At 44.2% G+C, this 17,591-nt stretch carries 19 protein-coding genes; 10 read left to right on the top strand and 9 right to left on the bottom strand.

Annotation, left to right across the window (positions count from 1 at the left end):
• Window positions 1-15: 15 nt before the first annotated feature.
• Window positions 16-735 carry a DUF2490 domain-containing protein gene (locus AC07NA_RS19840; protein WP_345211731.1) on the top strand — a complete coding sequence of 240 codons (720 nt, stop codon included), beginning with the start codon at window positions 16-18 and terminating at the stop codon, window positions 733-735.
• A gap of 84 nt (window positions 736-819) precedes the next feature.
• Here AC07NA_RS19840 and AC07NA_RS19835 read toward each other — a convergent pair whose 3' ends face one another.
• Complete coding sequence (locus AC07NA_RS19835) at window positions 820-1,563, bottom strand: head GIN domain-containing protein (protein ID WP_494899250.1); 744 nt, start codon at window positions 1,561-1,563, stop codon at window positions 820-822.
• Window positions 1,564-1,730: 167 nt separating this feature from the next.
• Here AC07NA_RS19835 and AC07NA_RS19830 point away from each other — a divergent pair, with 167 nt between their 5' ends.
• Both AC07NA_RS19830 and AC07NA_RS19825 read left to right on the top strand, forming a co-directional pair.
• Window positions 1,731-2,396 carry a DNA alkylation repair protein gene (locus AC07NA_RS19830; RefSeq protein WP_494899249.1) on the top strand — a complete coding sequence of 222 codons (666 nt, stop codon included), beginning with the start codon at window positions 1,731-1,733 and terminating at the stop codon, window positions 2,394-2,396.
• 623 nt (window positions 2,397-3,019) lie between these two features.
• Window positions 3,020-4,357: an APC family permease gene (locus AC07NA_RS19825; protein WP_494899248.1), complete on the top strand. Its 1,338-nt coding sequence runs from the start codon at window positions 3,020-3,022 to the stop codon at window positions 4,355-4,357.
• Here AC07NA_RS19825 and AC07NA_RS19820 read toward each other — a convergent pair whose 3' ends face one another.
• Window positions 4,358-4,936, bottom strand: coding sequence for a hypothetical protein (locus AC07NA_RS19820; protein WP_494899247.1), 579 nt, complete (start codon window positions 4,934-4,936; stop codon window positions 4,358-4,360).
• A 145-nt stretch (window positions 4,937-5,081) separates the two neighbouring features.
• On the opposite strand from AC07NA_RS19820, the gene AC07NA_RS19815 reads away from it, so the two are divergent.
• From AC07NA_RS19815 to AC07NA_RS19800, 4 genes are all read left to right on the top strand, one after another.
• On the top strand, window positions 5,082-5,846 hold the full coding sequence (locus AC07NA_RS19815; protein WP_494899246.1) for an SDR family NAD(P)-dependent oxidoreductase: 765 nt from the start codon (window positions 5,082-5,084) through the stop codon (window positions 5,844-5,846).
• Window positions 5,847-5,892: 46 nt separating this feature from the next.
• Window positions 5,893-6,801, top strand: a complete 909-nt coding sequence (locus tag AC07NA_RS19810; RefSeq protein WP_494899245.1) for a helix-turn-helix domain-containing protein — start codon at window positions 5,893-5,895, stop codon at window positions 6,799-6,801.
• Window positions 6,802-6,848: 47 nt separating this feature from the next.
• The gene (locus tag AC07NA_RS19805) at window positions 6,849-7,205 is read left to right on the top strand and encodes a hypothetical protein (RefSeq protein WP_494899244.1); all 357 of its coding nucleotides are present in this window, start codon (window positions 6,849-6,851) and stop codon (window positions 7,203-7,205) included.
• Window positions 7,206-7,312: 107 nt separating this feature from the next.
• Window positions 7,313-7,843 carry a hypothetical protein gene (locus tag AC07NA_RS19800; protein ID WP_494899243.1) on the top strand — a complete coding sequence of 177 codons (531 nt, stop codon included), beginning with the start codon at window positions 7,313-7,315 and terminating at the stop codon, window positions 7,841-7,843.
• A gap of 55 nt (window positions 7,844-7,898) precedes the next feature.
• Here AC07NA_RS19800 and AC07NA_RS19795 read toward each other — a convergent pair whose 3' ends face one another.
• The 3 genes from AC07NA_RS19795 to AC07NA_RS19785 form a co-directional block, all read right to left on the bottom strand.
• Window positions 7,899-9,140: a carboxypeptidase-like regulatory domain-containing protein gene (locus tag AC07NA_RS19795; RefSeq protein ID WP_494899242.1), complete on the bottom strand. Its 1,242-nt coding sequence runs from the start codon at window positions 9,138-9,140 to the stop codon at window positions 7,899-7,901.
• A gap of 34 nt (window positions 9,141-9,174) precedes the next feature.
• The gene (locus AC07NA_RS19790; RefSeq protein ID WP_494899241.1) at window positions 9,175-10,386 is read right to left on the bottom strand and encodes a carboxypeptidase-like regulatory domain-containing protein; all 1,212 of its coding nucleotides are present in this window, start codon (window positions 10,384-10,386) and stop codon (window positions 9,175-9,177) included.
• Window positions 10,387-10,509: 123 nt separating this feature from the next.
• Window positions 10,510-11,595, bottom strand: coding sequence for an acyltransferase family protein (locus AC07NA_RS19785; RefSeq protein WP_494899240.1), 1,086 nt, complete (start codon window positions 11,593-11,595; stop codon window positions 10,510-10,512).
• Window positions 11,596-11,727: 132 nt separating this feature from the next.
• On the opposite strand from AC07NA_RS19785, the gene AC07NA_RS19780 reads away from it, so the two are divergent.
• Window positions 11,728-12,972: a Na+/H+ antiporter gene (locus AC07NA_RS19780; protein ID WP_494899239.1), complete on the top strand. Its 1,245-nt coding sequence runs from the start codon at window positions 11,728-11,730 to the stop codon at window positions 12,970-12,972.
• A 17-nt stretch (window positions 12,973-12,989) separates the two neighbouring features.
• On the opposite strand, the gene AC07NA_RS19775 is transcribed toward AC07NA_RS19780, so the two are convergent.
• Together AC07NA_RS19775 and AC07NA_RS19770 are read right to left on the bottom strand one after the other, a co-directional pair.
• Window positions 12,990-13,592, bottom strand: coding sequence for a DUF1684 domain-containing protein (locus tag AC07NA_RS19775; protein WP_494899238.1), 603 nt, complete (start codon window positions 13,590-13,592; stop codon window positions 12,990-12,992).
• 122 nt (window positions 13,593-13,714) lie between these two features.
• A complete protein-coding gene (locus AC07NA_RS19770) occupies window positions 13,715-14,509 on the bottom strand; it encodes an SDR family oxidoreductase (RefSeq protein ID WP_494899237.1) in 795 nt (264 codons plus the stop codon).
• A gap of 128 nt (window positions 14,510-14,637) precedes the next feature.
• On the opposite strand from AC07NA_RS19770, the gene AC07NA_RS19765 reads away from it, so the two are divergent.
• Window positions 14,638-15,042: a winged helix-turn-helix transcriptional regulator gene (locus tag AC07NA_RS19765; RefSeq protein ID WP_494899236.1), complete on the top strand. Its 405-nt coding sequence runs from the start codon at window positions 14,638-14,640 to the stop codon at window positions 15,040-15,042.
• Between the two features lie 70 nt (window positions 15,043-15,112).
• Here AC07NA_RS19765 and AC07NA_RS19760 read toward each other — a convergent pair whose 3' ends face one another.
• The gene (locus AC07NA_RS19760; protein ID WP_494899235.1) at window positions 15,113-15,271 is read right to left on the bottom strand and encodes a GTP cyclohydrolase I; all 159 of its coding nucleotides are present in this window, start codon (window positions 15,269-15,271) and stop codon (window positions 15,113-15,115) included.
• A complete protein-coding gene (gene folE, locus AC07NA_RS19755; RefSeq protein WP_494899234.1) occupies window positions 15,240-15,779 on the bottom strand; it encodes a GTP cyclohydrolase I FolE in 540 nt (179 codons plus the stop codon). The genes AC07NA_RS19760 and folE overlap by 32 nt, the downstream gene beginning before the upstream one ends.
• Window positions 15,780-15,964: 185 nt before the next feature.
• Between folE and AC07NA_RS19750 the strand changes: the two genes are divergently transcribed.
• Window positions 15,965-17,503: an MFS transporter gene (locus tag AC07NA_RS19750; protein ID WP_494899233.1), complete on the top strand. Its 1,539-nt coding sequence runs from the start codon at window positions 15,965-15,967 to the stop codon at window positions 17,501-17,503.
• Window positions 17,504-17,591: the final 88 nt, after the last annotated feature.

Raw genomic sequence — 17,591 nt, 5'->3', positions numbered from 1 at the left:
ACCATATCCTAAATCATGAAAATATCTCTTAAACTATTTTTACTCGCCTTAACATTATTTGTAAGCAGCGGCAAATTGTTTGCGCAAAGCACACAATACAGCCTGTGGGGTGCGTGGTTCTATAATCAAAAACTATCAGAACACTGGGGCGTAGGCGGCGATGTGCAATTCCGTTCGGCTAACCATGCCGATTATTTGCGGAACATACTGATCCGTCCGCAGGTGAATTACTATTTCAATAAAAACAAGTTTGCCAGTGCCGGTTATGCCTATATAGCTACCCATGGCCGCACCGCTACTGATGATAAAACCTTTCGCCCCGAGCACCGCAGCTGGGAGCAATTTACACTGGTACATAAAGTGGGTGCAAATACAGCGGTATCGCACCGTTTCAGGTTAGAGCAACGCTACATGGGCAATACCACCAACCGTAACGACAGCTACTTTTCGCAGCGTTTCCGTTATTTTGTGAGGGCGGTTGTACCGTTCAAAAAAGATTCGGTATTTACCAAAGGTCATTTCCTGGCCTTGCAAAACGAAGTATTTGCCAACGTGCAGAACAAGCACAAGGTGAACAACCATTTCTTTGATCAAAACCGTGCTTACGTAGCATTCGGCTATCGCCTTAATAAAGGCCTTGATATTGAAGCCGGATACTTAAACCAATACACCAAACAAGCCACCAGCGGGGTTACTAACCACGTATTGCAGGCGGTATTGTATACAAGGTTTTAAAGCAAACTTTACAGCAAGCTGAAAGGGCGCCGGGATTGATCCCGGCGCCCTTTCTACATAATTATATAATTGAGATAGATCAGGTTAAAACCTGCTGATATCGCCGCTGCCTGCTTTTGAGGTGGAGATATCTTTAACACTGCCGGTGTAGTGCACATCGCCGCTGCCTACTACCGAGGCTTCGATCTTTTTGCTGGCATTTACCCTTGCATCGCCGCTGCCGGCTACCTTAACAATAGTATATGAAGTAACCAAACTGCCTGCGGTAAAATCGCCTGAGCCTACTACTTTAACGGTAGAGTTTTCGGCAGTGCCGGATAGTTTGATGTCGCCTGAGCCTGATACGCTGCTTTCCAAATTTTTAACGTTCACCTTGCCCGCGATATCGCCAGAACCTACTACTTTCAGTTCCAGGTCGTCGCCTTTTATGCCATCTTTAAAGTATACATCGCCCGAACCTGATAAGCTTACCGCTTTGATGGTTTTGGCAGTTACATAAATGATCAATTTTTTATTACCGCTCCAATTCCAGCTATTGTTGCCGTCATTTTTTGAGTATATCTTCAGTACACCATCTTTAACCTCGGTGATAATGCGGCCGATAATGTCAGATGGCGCCTCAACCTTAACCGATTCGGTAGAACCCTGGGTAATAAATACATCGTAAGAACCAGCGACCGCAACGGCTGTAAAACCCGAAAGGTGTCGATCTTCAGTTTCTTGTGCCGGTTTTGATACGGCTGTATGATGGCTGTTTTTAGCGAAAGTAGTATAAGTGCTGCCTGCAAGTAAAGCAGCTACGAGCGTAATTTTGGTTAGTGTTCTCATGGTGAATAGTTAATTGTGTTAATGCTATTTTAGCTATTAGACGCAAGCCTGTTACAAACGTTGCACGAAATATGAAAATAAATGAACGGCGATACTTTTTATACGGACGCGATATAACTTATCTGCCAAAAACTTAAATTCGGGTAAATTATAACTGTTAACAGATCATGACCGTAGCTGAAATTCTAACAAAACTAAAAGCGCTTGCCGACCAAAAGGTGTATGCCCATAATGTAAAGTTTGGAGCAGGTGAAAATCAGTTTGGGGTAAAGATGGGCGATATCAGAACGCTGGCCAAAAAGCTGAAGACCGATCATGAACTGGCCAAAGCGTTGTGGGAAACCGGTAATGTGGAGGCCAGGCTGCTGGCTACCTTGCTGATCAACCCTAAACTATTGTCGCAGGCAGAACTGGATGGGATGGTGCGGTCGGAGCGTTTTTCACAGGTGGCCGATTGGCTGAGCGCTTATGTAATAAAGGAATATCCGGACAAGGAACAGTTGCGTGAACAATGGATGCTTACCGATGACCCCATGGCAGCCCGTGCAGGCTGGAGCCTTACCAGCGGAAGGGTAGCAAGAAGCCCGGATGGAATTGATATATCGGCTCTTTTGGACAGGATAGAGGCCGAAATGCCTGTTGCCCCGCCCGAAGTGCAGTGGACCATGAACAGCACGCTGGCTCAGATCGGTATAAATCACCCGGCTTACCGCGAGCGTGCCTTAGCCATAGGCGAACGCTTGGGTATTTACCGCGATTATCCCACGTCAAAAGGCTGTACATCGCCATTTGCCCCTATCTGGATCAATGAAATGGTGCGGCGGCAGGGGTAGATAGATCAGTTGATTTTATATTTGAATGTTATTGCGAGAAGTTTAATCCTTTTGGATTTTGCAGGTAAAATGACGATGGCTCATACCCTCCCTCCACTGTCATGCTGAGGAACGAAGCATCTATCGCAGATAAGCATGGCGAAGAAGATTCTTCACTGCGTTCCAGAATGACAGTTTTTTAACACGTCATGGGTAGGAACGAAGCAATCTCGTCGCGTTCTTCTGTCTTTGTTGAGGTTGTGCTGTAATCTACGTTAGTCTGCTCATTGCCGCAGAGGCTACTACTTTTGGCTGTGCCCCAAAAGTAGCAAAAGGGCATGTCCAGCAAAAGGCTTCTTTGCCGCACATGGCCATGCCCTGCAAAACAGTCAGAACTTCGGGGCTGGAACTTTTGCCCCGCCGCTCATTTCCTACCCACATGCAACAAGTTCGCTATGCCCGCCTTTACGCTTCTGGCCTTAAAGTTCTGCCCGTTTTCGCCCGAAGCTGTTTGCTGACGGGTAAGAAAACATAAAGCCCTCTCCTGTGGAGACAGGTGGAAAATCACTATTAAATTGGCGCGTTGAGTTAAATAGTACTGAAATAATAGTATTTTAAACCAAACTATTGACAGCCAGTACAAAATGAGCGAGAAATTTGCGCGCAGCGCTCCCAAATTAAAGAAAACCCTGGGCGTGGCCTTTGGTGTATCCATGATTATTGGCGGCACCATTGGTGCGGGGATATTGCGTACACCGGGTAGTGTTGCAGCATTATTGCCAAACGAGGTTCTAATCCTCAGCTGTTGGCTCATCACCGGGTTGTATATCCTGCTGTCGGCCAGTTCGTATGCCGAGCTCACTACTATGCTGCCCAAGGTAGGCGGGGCCTTTAATTACATACAGCGGGCTTTTGGCCATTACACCGGGTTTGTTACCGGCTGGTTTGATTTTGTGCAAAACGCTATTGCACCTGCCTTTTTTTGCGTTGTACTCGGCGAATACACCGCCATGCTTTTTCCGCAGCTAATCGGACATTCAACCTTACTTGCTGCCGGCTTTTTAACCTTGTTCACACTCATTAATTTGCCGGGGGTAAAAAGCGGCAGTACTACACAGCAAATCACCAGCTTTTTAAAGGTTCTTTTGTTTTTGGTGTTAATAACAGGCTGTTTTTTAGTAAAACCGGCAGCAAGGCAGGCTTTACCTGTTAGCACAATGCCAATATTTAACGGGGCTATAGTAGTGGCTTTTTTTAAAGCGATGCAGCTGATTTTGAGTACCTACGATGGCTGGATGTCGGCATCGTTTTTTGCCGAGGAAAATGATGATCCGGGTAAGAGCATACCACGGTCGTACTTTATTGGCGCATCGGCAATTATCGTATTGTATATACTGGTGAATGCGGCCATATTGTATATACTGCCGGTTAGTACGGTTGCCGGGGCGCCCCTGGCAGCATCGGCCGCGGCGAAGATCGCCTTTGGCAGTTGGGGAGGTATGTTTATTAACATTGTGGCCATTTTTACTATCATCAGCATATTAAATGCCTATATGATGATACCGCCGAGGATACTTTTCGGCATAAGCCGTGAAGGTTTCTTTATAAAACAGGGAACTTATTTAAACAAGGGCGGCACGCCGTATTACAGTATGCTGGTTTGCTATGGGTTGTCTCTCTTGCTTATCCTCAATAACTCTTACGAACAGCTTTTTGGTTTGGGCGCTGTAATGCTTACCGTTGTTACCTCATTCTCGTTCGCTGCGCTGTTGTGGCTACGCAAAAAAGAACCCGATCTGCCACGGCCTTACAAGGCATGGGGCTATCCTTACATGACTATCCTTGCCCTGCTGGTTACACTGGTGTTATTGGTTGGTTTTATGATCAACGATGTGCGCAGCTTTCTCATCGTGGCATCACTGTTTATCGTGTCGTGGCCATTTTATAGGTTGATCATCAGGCTTAATGGTGTTAAGGGTTAGTTAAGAACTGCATCTTTCAAAAATGATAGTTCTCTTGTCTTTTAGAAACGCGACCTTAAACCACTGTTTTTTCTTGTTGAGGAATACCACACCTATATCGTTATCTTTTATTTTTTTGGTGACATCGTAAAACCCCGAGTAAGTACCAATTTTTTGTGAGTTCTTATCAATATCAAAATCGGGTTTGTTTGTAATTTGATTTTTTACTTTGGCGTAATCACTTGCATCCAGTTTAATTATTGCCGTTGCGCAATAATCTCCGTGTATATCCGGGTAGGATGAATCTTTATCAGCAATGCTGGCTGAATCTGGTAGTTCGATACCTGTATTAAATTCAAATTCATCCTTATAAAAACTGTCATCAGGAAAAATGGCGGTATAGGTTTCGTATCCGGATATTAACAAAATAATTAAAACGTAAATGCGGTTTATCAAACGGCTTTTTGATGCAGTCAGTTTACCTGATCGAAGCAACCAGTTCCTTATAGGGAAATATATGAGGTAGAGGATGCCTCCGGCAATACCAACAATAATAAATATGATAAAAAATAAAAGTCCGCTTGATATATAGTCATTCATGTGGTTCTTGCAATAAGGTTATTTGTCCTCATAAAGCTAACGTTTTTGTATCGATTATTTGAAATTCGCAAATAACAGATTGATTCGTTCAAACACTTGGCCTTAATTCCTCGCCATCTTTGTATTGTAAAAAATTAGATACAATATGGAAACAAAAAATAAGATAGCCCTCGTAACCGGCGGCAGCCGTGGCCTGGGTAAAGACATGGCCCTGCGTTTGGCCGAAAAAGGCATAGATGTAATCATCACCTACAACAGCAAAGCCGACGACGCGCAAAAGGTAGTAGAACAAATTAAACAAAGCGGACGGAAAGCCGCCACCCTGCAACTCAGCACCGGTGATATTAAAAGCTTTGACGCTTTTGCAGCGCAATTAAGTGAAGTTTTACGCAGCGATTTCGCGACCGATCACATCGATTTCCTGGTGAATAACGCGGGCATCGGCGGGTACCAACTCATCAGCGATGTTACCGAAGAGTTTTTCGACGAATTACTGAATATTCACTACAAAGGAGTTTACTTTTTAACGCAAAAAATGCTTCCGCTGATGAATGATGGCGGCGGTATTGTTAATGTATCCAGCGGCCTTACGCGCGTGGCCATGCCACGGTCGTCGGCTTATGCGGCTATGAAAGGCGCGGTAGAAGTGTTTACCCGTTACCTGGCCAAAGAGCTTGGTTCACGTGGCATCAGGGCCAACACAATCGCCCCCGGTGCCATACTAACAGATTTTGGCGGCGGCCATTTAAGAGCGAGCGAGCAAACTCAAAAAATAGTGAGCGAAATAACCGCCCTGGGCAGGCCCGGCGAAGCCGATGATATTGGCGGCGTTGTAGCGTTTTTATGTACCGATGATGCCCGTTGGGTAAACGCGCAGCGCATAGAAGTATCGGGCGGTATGCTGGTATAAACCTTAACGGGTTAAAATTGTTAAATTTGAATAGAGCAAACACATTATGATCACCAATTCTTCACTCGATGACTTTTATCAGCGAAACGGCGCGCCGCTTCCTGATGGTATCCATAAAGAGATCGGTCATTTTAATGTGTTTGAAACCGAAAAGCTGTTTGATAAGAAAACCGGCGACAGGATAATGCCTTATAGCCGGCGCGCTTATTATAAAATAAGCTGGCTGCGGGGAAAAAGCAAGGCCGAGTATGCTGATAAAGTAATTGACATCAGCGAAAGCGCCCTGCTTTTTGCAACGCCCAAAATACCCTATCACTGGCTCCCGGCAGATGCCGACCAAACGGGCATGTTCTGTATTTTTACAGCCGATTTTCTTACACCCCACAAAGCAGGTGTTACGCTGGATGATCTGCCGATATTTCAACCCGGGCAATTACCCGTTTTTCAGCTTAACCAAACCGAAGCGCAGGAGGTGGAATATATCTTCCGGAAAATGCTTAAGGAACTGGGCGCAGATTATAAGTACAAGTACGATCTGCTGCGCAATATGGTATTGGAGCTGATCCATTACGGGCAAAAACTACAGCCTTTGTCGGCACTTAGCGCGGGGCAGAATGCGGCGGAACGGATCTCCTCTTTATTTATCGAGCTGCTGGAGCGGCAATTCCCGCTGGAGCCATCACAGCAAAGGCTTGGCCTGCGTACCGCTAAAGATTATGCCGACCGCCTGGCCGTGCACGTAAACCATCTCAATAAAGTACTGAAAGAAGTTACAGGCAATACCACTACCCAGCTCATCAGCAAAAGGGTGATACAGGAGGCCAAGATATTGCTGAAGCAAACCCACTGGAACATCGCCGAAATATCATACACCCTCGGTTTTGACGATCTGGCGCACTTCTCTAACTTTTTTAAAAAGCAAACTTCCTTTACGCCGGTTGCATTTAGGGCCTAATAATCTTATTTTAGTTGATAATTATAACCAATTAATTAACCAACGAAATGATAAGGAATATACTGGGCATTATTGCCGGCTATGCCATTTTTGCCGTTCCGGCTGTATTGCTGTTTCAATTATCGCATCAAAACCCGCACGCATCCGCAAGCTTAGGGTTTAAACTTTTTACCGTGGCGTACGGTGCCTTCTTCGCTTTTTGGGGTGGCTTTATTTTACAGCTGATAGCGGCAACCAAGCGTTCACGCATGAATGTTATCCTGTCTTTTATTATAGTGGCATTCGCTGTTTTTTCGCTTACCCAATCAGGCGGCAGCCATTGGACGCAGTGGTTCGCTATTTTTATTTTCGCGCCTATGTCCTTTTTCGGCGGCTTTTTGTTTTTAAGGCGAAATAGTAATTGATTATTAGGGTTTTATATCAATTTTAGTATATTTATAAAAGTATTGCGCGGCCCCTCGCAACGGCATGTTTGTTAGCATTGTTACTTATTTATTTAAACCTATAATCAATGAAACAATCACTATTGCTGCTGCTTTTATGCGCGGCTTTCGCCGGATGCCAAAACAAGGCCACTACTACAACAGAATCAACGGTAGATACTACCTCGAAACTCAATTATCCCTTTAAAGCCAAGTATTCGTTAAACTGGCAAAAAGGCGATGAAAAGAACGCGCTTATCGTACTCAATTGCCTTAAAAATTATAATGCCGGAGATGTAAAGGCCGCCGCTAAAGATTTTGCCGATACCGTAACCTTTGTGGCCGACGACTTTTACTTTAAAGGCAAGCGCGATAGTTTAGTAGGTATCCTATCGCAAATGAGGAGCGAAATTACGGATGTATCCAAGGAGTTTGACACCTGGATGACCACCTACTATCCCGAAAACAAAGAAACCTGGGTTACCTTATGGTACGTTGAAAAATGGACCGACAAAAAGGGTAAAAAAGATTCACTCTACTATGTCGACGATGTATTGCTTAAAAACGAAAAGATTGTAGTGTACGACGAGAAGATAAGGCATTATCCGGCAAAGAAATAATGGGATAAACCGTAGAGGTTATTACATAAGTTTATTGGGGCGATAATCATCCACGTTATCGCTTGGCTTGCTGCAACGGGTCTTCTGTTGGTTCAAAATCGGCAGGTAAAAGCTCGGCAACGCGTTGATTGCCCCAGTAACCTTCCATTTTTATGGCCGCCGGGTTCACAAACACACCATTCAGGTCGAAAAATACATAGGGCTCATTAAGCGTTAGCGTCGTATTCCATTTTCTTTGGTCATTATTGTTAGGTAAGTTGATAGCCAGGTAGTTGAATTTAACTGACGAGTCGGTTTCGCATGGAGGTGTTTTATAGGTAACGTATATGCTTGTTGGGTAGCTGATAGCATACAGTGATTTTTGATCGGTATGCGAAACAAGAATTTTGGTATTCAGCTTACAAGGGCAATAATAGTGCAGTCGTGGCATAAGTTGTACTGCTTTCCAATAATTTAAAGAATCTTTCGCAGCCAAAAGCTCTCTTCCTGTTGTTCCGGGCCGACTGAATTTTTTGAGCTTTTGATTAATAAGGCTATCCTGCGGACGGTTAGGGTTAGAGCCAAGTTCAAATACTGTAAAACCCTGTTCTTTCATATCATTAGCTAAAATGGAACGTAAAAAGTGTTGAGATGACCCCAGGTAGGTTATCATGCGGTTGTGCTTCCAGTGTTTTTGCTGAACAGAATCGCCTTGCATAGTTTCAAATTGTACATAGCCTTCATAGTAAACATATTGTTTGTTGGCATCCCGTATAAATTCATTAACCAGGTATTTCAGCTTATAACCTAAAGCCTTATTCTCAATTATTAAAAAATCTGATGTGCTGCCGGTTAGTGTTTTTTCGGCCGAGTTATAATGTATATCAATCACGTTAGGGTTGATAATTTCGCATTGCCTGGCAAAGGCCGACCGGCCTATCAGTTCGTCTTTAAACGCGCTGATATCCTTTTTTAATACTGGTCGGGGTTTGATATTTACGCCTGCGAGCGAAGTGGCTTTTGCTTTTAAAAAGATCGCAGGAATCCTGGTATCTCCATCCGTTTTAACGGTATACCGGAAAGTTTGGTAACCAACCATTGATACGATCAGCTCATATTGGCCCAGTTTTACATTATTTATAACAAATGTGCCTTCACTATTGCTTTGGGTGCCGTTAGTGGTATTATTCAAAAATATATTTGCGCCCGGCAGCGGTTTTTTATCATCTGCATCATAAACCTTACCTGTAATTTTGTATTGAGCAAAGCCGGTTGTAGTTAAAAAGAGTAACAAAATAGTTAAGTAACGTTTCATCATTTAAGTTATAAATACTTACAGGGATATTAAAATATCACAGGTTGGTTTCAGCAGGTTCAAAATCGGTAGGTAAAAGCTCGGCAACACGTTGCCTGCCCCAGTAACCTTCCATTTTTATAGCAGCCGGATTGGCGAATACACCATTAATATCAAAAAAGGCGTGAGGTTCATTTATGGTTAATACTGTTTCCCATTTGCCTAAGCTATAGGCCTGATCGGTACCCGCAAAATTGGACGAACCACCGATAGCCTTATTACGTTTTGCAATTTGATAATTTACGTAGAATGGCAGAGGTGATGTTATGGCGTATAACGAGCGTTGATCGGTTGGGGAAATGATAGATTTGGCACTTATTTCATTTGTTAAAAAATAAAGCGGTAATAGTTGTTTGGCCTTCCAATATTTAAGAGAATCCTTAGGGCCTAAAACGTTAGCGTATGTAGCGTTATTTACACCAAACTCGTTAAGTTTCGCGTTTATCAGGCTATCTGGTGGCCTATCGGGATTGCGCCTCAATGTATATATTTTAAAGCCGCTGTCCTTACTGTCGTTCGCCAATATAGAACGTAAAAAATGCCGCGACGAACCTGTATATGCTGCCAGGCGATTACGTTTCCAGTTTTGCTGTTGTATGGCATTGCCTTCCATGGGTTCAAATTGTACATAGCCTTCGTAATAAACATATTGCTTATTGGCATCCCTTAAAAAATCAATAACAAGGTATTTTACCCTATATCCTAAAGCCTTGTTCTCTATTATTAAAAAATCAGAGGTGTTGCCTGTAAGTATCCTTTCGGCAGAATTGTAATTTAAGTCGATCACATTCGGATTAATGATCGCGCATTGCCTGGCAAAATTTGATCTGCCTATCAGTTCGTCCCTGAAAATACTGATATCCCTTTTAGAAACCGGGCGTGGTTTGATCTTTACACCGGCAAGCGTAGTAGATTTTACCTTTAAGGAAATTGCCGGAACCCTGGCATCTTCATTTACCTTAACAGTATAACGATAAGCTTCATAGCCTACCATTGATACAATCAGTTCATACTGCCCCGGTTTTACATTGGTTACGGTAAACGAGCCATCATTGCCTGTTTGGGTGCCATTGGTAGTGTTGTTTAAAAATATGGTAGCGCTGGGCAAAGGCTTTTTATCATCAGCATCATATATTATGCCCGTAATTTTATATTGTGCGAAGCTGGTAATGGTTAAAAAAAACAGCAGAATAGTTAAACAAGGTTTCATTATTTAAATATAAATACTAACCGTTGTTAATTTAAAATTTAAAAAGCGGGGTTTGTATAAATTAAACAATAGTAACATAATTGTTAGGTATAACCGATTATGATGCATTGTAAATGAGTCGACTCATTTCAGTGTGGATCTTTTTAGACGGATCATTAGCGGCTTTTCTACCAACGTATATACTAACATACCGCCGAAAATAGCAATTGCGGTAAATAACAGTATAATGAGCGACGGATCTATCGCACCAAGCCATCCCTTTTTTAACAAAGTACCAATAGCCAGTGAAAACAATCCGTGTGTTAAGTAAACGGAGTACGATGCATCGCCTAAATAGATCAAATACCGGTTAACTGCCGACCTTACCGGGCGCAGCATTGCCGCGGCAAGCACCATTAAGCCCGCCAAAGGCGCACGGTATGCTACTCTTGAAAAGTTATCAGGTTCGAAGTAAAGTGCCAATAAGGCAATTGTAATTAGCAAGGCACACAGGTAGTTACTTTTAAAGAGCGGCTGGCTTTTTTGCAGATAAAGAAACAATCGCGCCAGCAAAACACCTAAAACAAACTCTATAATAAGCGGGGAACTGATAAGGCCTGTAACCGGTGGATAAACGCTTTTAAACATTAGTGCCAAGCCTGCTAAAGCGGCCAGGCTGATGCACAGGTAGGGGATAAAATGTTTTTTCTGCTTCAAGAGTATCCCTAACGAAAAGATGAGATAGAAGTATAGTTCGTAAGCAAGTGTCCAGCCTTGCGATACAATGGGGTGGATGAAGCCATGGTGCCCGGGCTTATCAGCCGGGATGAGCAGGTAGGATGATATGGTGTATAATGGCGTTATCGGGTTCGATCTGAATGCCAGTCCGCTTAAAATGAGCAGTACATATACCGTTGTGACCAGCCAGTACAAAGGGTATATGCGCAGTGCGCGTTTCAGCATAAATGCCGGTGCGCTGTCGGCATGCCTGTTTTTGTTAACCGTGGTGGTGTAAATGATAAAGCCACTGATCACAAAAAATATATCAACGCCCGATGTACCCCATAAAATAAATTGCTTTTTAGCAAGCAACGATTGGCCATGATCATAATTATACACCGCGTTAACCACATGGCAAAACACAACCATAGCCGCTGCTATGCCACGCAGCATTTGTATGCCCTCAAGTTTTCGCGGTTTTGCAGGTATGATGTTGGTACTTTCGGTCATGTTTGCTTTCGGTACTATTATAGCAAAAAACAGCGGCACATAGGCTGCTTATTTATCGCCGGACCATAGCCGTAAAACTATTGGCTTGAAAGCTGTGTTATCTTTCAGTATTTTGCCAACCTAAAGCACTGAATGGAGAATTACAGCATAGTTATATTTATACTCGCCATTATGATTGGGCTATCGGCTATTGCCGATAAAGTGAAACTACCTTACCCGGTGTTGTTGATCATTGCAGGCATAGGTGTGGGCTTTGTACCCTCCATCCCCAACATCGCTTTAAACCCCGAAATAGTTTTCCTGATATTTTTGCCGCCATTGCTGTATGATGCCGCGTTCAATATATCGTACCCTACTTTTAAAACCAATATCAATACCATAAGCACACTGGCTATAACGCTGGTATTTATCACGGCATCGGGCATAGCGGTGGTGGCGCATTATCTTATTCCGGGGATGACCTGGCCATTGTCGTTCGTGTTGGGTGCCATACTTTCTGCTACTGATGCCGTAGCTGCCATGAGCATCACCAAAGGGCTCGGCCTTTCGCATAGCACCAATACGATATTAGAAGGAGAGAGCCTCGTAAACGATGCCTCGGCACTGGTGGCTTATCGCTTCGCTGTAGCCGCAGTAACGGGTACCGTTTTTGTGTTTTGGAAGGCCTCTTTAGAGTTTGCCATATTGATGGCAGGTGGGGTTTTGGTAGGCCTTGTTATGGGTAAAATACTCGCCTTTATTATTAACCGGGTGCATAATAACAGTATGGTAACCATCAGCTTTATGTTGCTGATGCCTTTTGTAACCTATTTAATAGCCGAAGACCTGCATGTTTCGGGGGTGATAGCGGTAGTGCTGCTTGGCCTGAGTATTGCCCGGTTCAGTAAAAAGGTATTCCCCGAAAAGTTGAAACAGCAATCAAAATCCATTTGGGATGTGATCATATTTCTGCTGAACGGGTTGATCTTTATTTTAATAGGATTACAGTTTCCGTATGTTATAAAAAGCATCAGCCCAAGCCAAGTGTTGCCTTATATTGGTTACGCCTTTATTATCACCGTACTGGCGCTGTTGTTACGTATGATCCGTGTGTTTTTGCAGCGCATTAACCTGCAAAGAGCGTTCGATAAAGGCAAACATCGTATTACCGAGGAGGCACTGCTCAACATGAAAGATAGTTTGATCATCAGTTGGTCGGGCATGAGGGGGATTGTTTCACTGGCCATTGCCATTGGTTTGCCGCATGAACTTGCCGACGGTACTCCGTTCCCGCAGCGGGATGCTATTATATTTATATCGGTAGTGGTGGTATTATTTACGCTGATAGGGCAGGGGCTTAGCCTGCCGTGGATTGTGAAGCGGTTAAAAAGCGAATAAGTCAAACTGCTTTACACTTAATGCTTCTTCTCTCCCGAATATTGCTTTTCGCCTGCCTCCACTTTTAGTTTAAGACTGTTCTCCGATGGTGGTTTTGGGCATTGATAACCATCAGCATAAGCACAATAGGGGTTGTAAGCCTTGTTAAAATCGATCTCTACATGGCCGTCATTAATATCCTGCACTTTCAGGTCGATATAGCGGCCGCCCCCGTAAGTTTCGTTGCCATTGGTTTCATCGGTAAAAGGCAGAAAAAGATAGTCCTTGTATTCTTCCATTTTTGACAGGCGCGGATTCCTGTAAATGGTTAATTGTTGCGGTTTACCATTAAGTGTGAACGATATTTTGGCAAAGCGTACATATTGTTGATTGCTGCCGTTGAACGTCGGAATTTGAAAAGTGGCTTCGTTCAGCAATATTTCAGCATCGGCTATTACCTGGTAAGTGCTGTCGGCATCATAAAAATGGAGGTTCTTCAGGTCGGTTTGTTTCAGGGGCGAATTGGCATCCTTCAAAAAATCATCTTTATAATTTTGGCGATGAGCTGCCAGTACGGTGTTGTAATTTTGCGCGAAGCTGTTTGTAGCGACAAGGATAAAGAGCAGGAATAAATATTTCATTGTTTGTTGAACGTGTTCTGTTTCAGCTTGCAATTTATTTATTTAGCGGGATTTGTTATAAAAAAAATAAAAGCCCCGCGATAATTAAATATGCAGGGCTTCGGATATTAGTTACACTTTAATTAGAGTGTAGGCACGGTACCGCCATCAATAGTAAATTCGCCGCCGTTAAGGTACGCGGCCCTGTCTGATACCAGGAAAGCCACCAGCTCGGCCACTTCTTCCGGCATGGCCGGTCGGCCCATCGGTATCCCGCCCAGCGAGTCCATAATTATTTTTAATGCGGCCTCGCGCGAACCGGCTGTTTTGGCGATGTTATTGATCATGCCTTCCGCGCCCGATGTTTGTATAAAACCCGGCGCTACCGAATTTACCCGCACACCCTTAATGGCCACTTCTTTTGATAGCCCCTTGCTATAATTGCTAAGCGCAGCCTTGGCCGCGGCATAGGGTAAGGTAGCCTCAAACAAGGGCATCTTGCGTTGTATAGATGAAATGTGCAATATTACACCAGCCTTATTCTCTAACATATAAGGCAAAAAAGCACTGTCTAACCGTACTGCCGATAACAGGTTTATGTTCAGGGCATCCATCCAGTCATCATCACTTAATGCCATTACGCCGCCGCTTGGCGCTGTTGAGCCACCTACCGAATTAATTAGAATATCAAGCCCTCCCAATTTGTCAAACACTTCGCGGGCTATGTTCTCAACACCCACCTTTGTGCTTACGTCGGCCAGTACAAAATTTTCGGCTGCAATATTGCCGGGGTTTGAGCGGGCGGTAGTGACAACGCTTGCGCCGCCTTGTAACAAACGTTCAAATATAGCCTTGCCGGCACCTTTAGTGCCGCCTGTTACCAGTATCCGTTTGCCGGTAAATTCATTGGTGTCGATATTGATCTTTGCTGTTGTCATCTTTTTTGTATTTAATGTTTATGCAAAGTTCTGTATGGCAAACGGCCTGCACAATAACGGAAAAGCTATTCAATAGGGATAAATTATTCCGTATAGGCATTTGTATACCAATAACTTATTTTTGTGTTATGTATGAAAAGAAGATACCTATAGCGTTTGATTGCGGGCTTGACCTGTTTAGGGAAGTGCTTAACGGCAAATGGAAGATCATGTTGCTGTACTACATATCGCAGGGAATAAAACGCCCCGGCGAATTACAGCGGGCAATTCCGGAAGCATCCCGCAGGGTGTTGAACATACAACTAAACCAGTTGGAGCATCACGAGCTGGTTAGTAAAAAGGTATATGATCAGTTACCGCCAAAGGCAGAGTACAGCCTCACAGGTTTCGGGCAGTCTATCATCCCGGTAATTACACTGATAGGGCAATGGGGCGACGATAATCGCGAAGAACTACAAAGAGTGATCGGCAAAACCATGCCTGTTGAACCACCGCAAGAGGCAAAGATACGTTCTATGAATGGCCCGGTATGAGGGTGTAAGTAAGCGGGTTTGATTAATGTGATTTGTTGTTTTATTAGTTATAGATATTTTCTATTTATTGCTACCTGATATATTGAAGAAATTCATCGCGCTTTGTTGCCTCTAAAAACGCGCCCGAATATTCGGCCGTAATGGTGCTACTGCCAATGTCTTTTACCCCGCGCGATGCTACACATAAATGCTCGGCATCAATTACTACGGCAATATCTTCGGTTTGCAAAAACGGTTTTTAGTTCGTTGGCTATTTGTATGGTTAACCGCTCCTGCACCTGCGGCCTTTGCGCGTAATATTGTACAATTCGGTTAAGTTTTGAAAGCCCTATTACCTTGCCCGATGATATGTAGGCAATATGCGCCTTTCCTATTATCGGTACAAAATGATGTTCGCAGTTGGAGTACACGGTAATATTCTTTTCCACCAGCATCTGGCTGTACCGGTACTTATTATCAAACAAGGTTACCTGTGGTTTATTGGCAGGGTTAAGTCCGCCGAAAATTTCTTTAACATACATTTTCGCTACACGGCCGGGAGTACCCTTCAGACTGTCGTCGGTAAGATCGAGCCCCAGCGTTTGCATAATTTCCCTGAAATGATAACTGATGGCCTTTATCTTCTCTTCGTCGGTAAGGTTAAAAGCATCGCCGCGCAACGGGGTATCGTAGCTGGTGCCCACGTGCTGCTCGCCTAAAATGTCTTCTATATCTGTTAAAGAAAGGTTGCTATCCATACAATTCAACTATTTGGCTTGCAACTTAGCTATTAAGCGTTAATGATGAATGTGTTAATTTGGCTTATTACATTTGTTAAACATTTTGTAGGTGATTTTTGAAAGCCTTCACCGCAATACTGCAAATAGCAAACCTTTTCACCAGGCCTTTGTAGTATTGATATCAATCTGCTAACCATGGTTTTATGGCTACCGTAGCGTTAAATAGTTCGGGGGGTAAATGGGTAATGGTGTCGGCTATACTGGCATCGGCTATGGCATTTATTGATGGTACGGCGCTTAACGTGGTGCTGCCCTCCTTGCAGCAAAGCCTGCACGCTACCGGTGCCGATTTGTTTTGGATACTGAACGCTTACCTGCTGATGCTCGCCTCGCTCATTCTTATCGGTGGCTCGCTTGGCGACAGGCTGGGGCGCAAAAAAGTATTCATGGCGGGTATCTTCATTTTTATAATAGGTTCGGCAGCTTGCGGACTGGCGGCAGATGTTACCCAACTCATCATTTTTCGTATTGTACAGGGCATTGGCGGCGCGTTTATGATTCCCGGTAGTTTGTCACTTATCTCGGCATCAATTAACGAGCAGGAGCGGGGCAAGGCCATCGGCACTTGGTCGGCAATAACTACGGTAGTTACCCTTGGCGGGCCTATACTGGGCGGCGCGCTGGGCGATGCCGGTTTGTGGCGGTACATCTTTTTCATCAATATCCCTATCGGCGCAGGCGCGCTGGTGGCCTTATGGCTTAAGGTTAAAGAAAGCCGTGAAGAGGATACCGGCCAAACGCTCGACTTATGGGGTGCTATCGCGATAGCTGTCGGACTGGCGCTACTCACTTTCGGTTTCCTGCGGATCCCGGCTATTGGCTTTGCGCACTGGCAGGTATATGGTTCTTTAGGCGGCGGAATATTATTGCTGATCGCTTTTATCCTGATAGAAAAAAATAGCAGGTACCCCATGATGCCGCTGCAACTGTTCAGTAATTTAACCTTTAGCGGCGCAAACCTGCTTACGTTTTTTCTCTACGCTGGCCTTGGTGCGGGGATGCTCTTTTTATCGCTTAATTTGGTACAGGTACAGGGATATACCCAGTTGCAATCGGGCTTAACATTTTTACCTTTTACCATACTGATGATCACCATTGCCCGGTTTGCAGGCGCGCTGGCAGATAAGCATGGCCCCCGCTGGCTGCTCATTTGCGGACCGGCCACGGCAGGCCTTGGCTTGCTTATTCTCTCCTTTGTACAACAAACCAATGGCCCCGGCGATTATTGGACAACTTTTTTTCCTGGTGTAATTGTGTTTGGGCTGGGCATGTCGTTCACGGTGGCGCCGCTTACCACGGCGGTAATGGGTTCGGTAAGTGATCATTTTTCGGGCACGGCATCAGGTGTAAATAATGCCATAACCCGCATTGCCAATGTTTTTGCTAACGCGATATTCGGCGCCTTGGCGGTATTGTTTTTCATAGGGGCTTTAGAAACACAGGTGAAAGAAATTCCCATGAACACCAAACAAAAGCAGGAGATAATGGCTGCCGCCGCCGATTTGGGGAATGCCAAAGTTCCTGCTGATATCAGTGGCAATGATAAAGCGGTTGTAGAAAAAGCTTACCATCAAAGCTTCATCAGCGCCTATGGCAGCATTATGCGCATCTCCGCCGGTTTAGGTTTCTTAGGCGCGTTAATGGCTTTTCTATTTATAAAAAATGTTGTTGTTAAAAAATAATGACATAATTGAAAGATTGTCCACCTTTTTGTTTGTAAGCGTATGGGGTATAATTAATACATTCGTATAGGATATTACCTAAACGTTT

This window comes from Mucilaginibacter sp. GW821-FHT07G05, assembly GCF_059418565.1.
The sequence above is the reverse complement of the archived record's forward strand: the minus strand, read 5'-3'. Positions and strand labels throughout refer to the sequence as shown.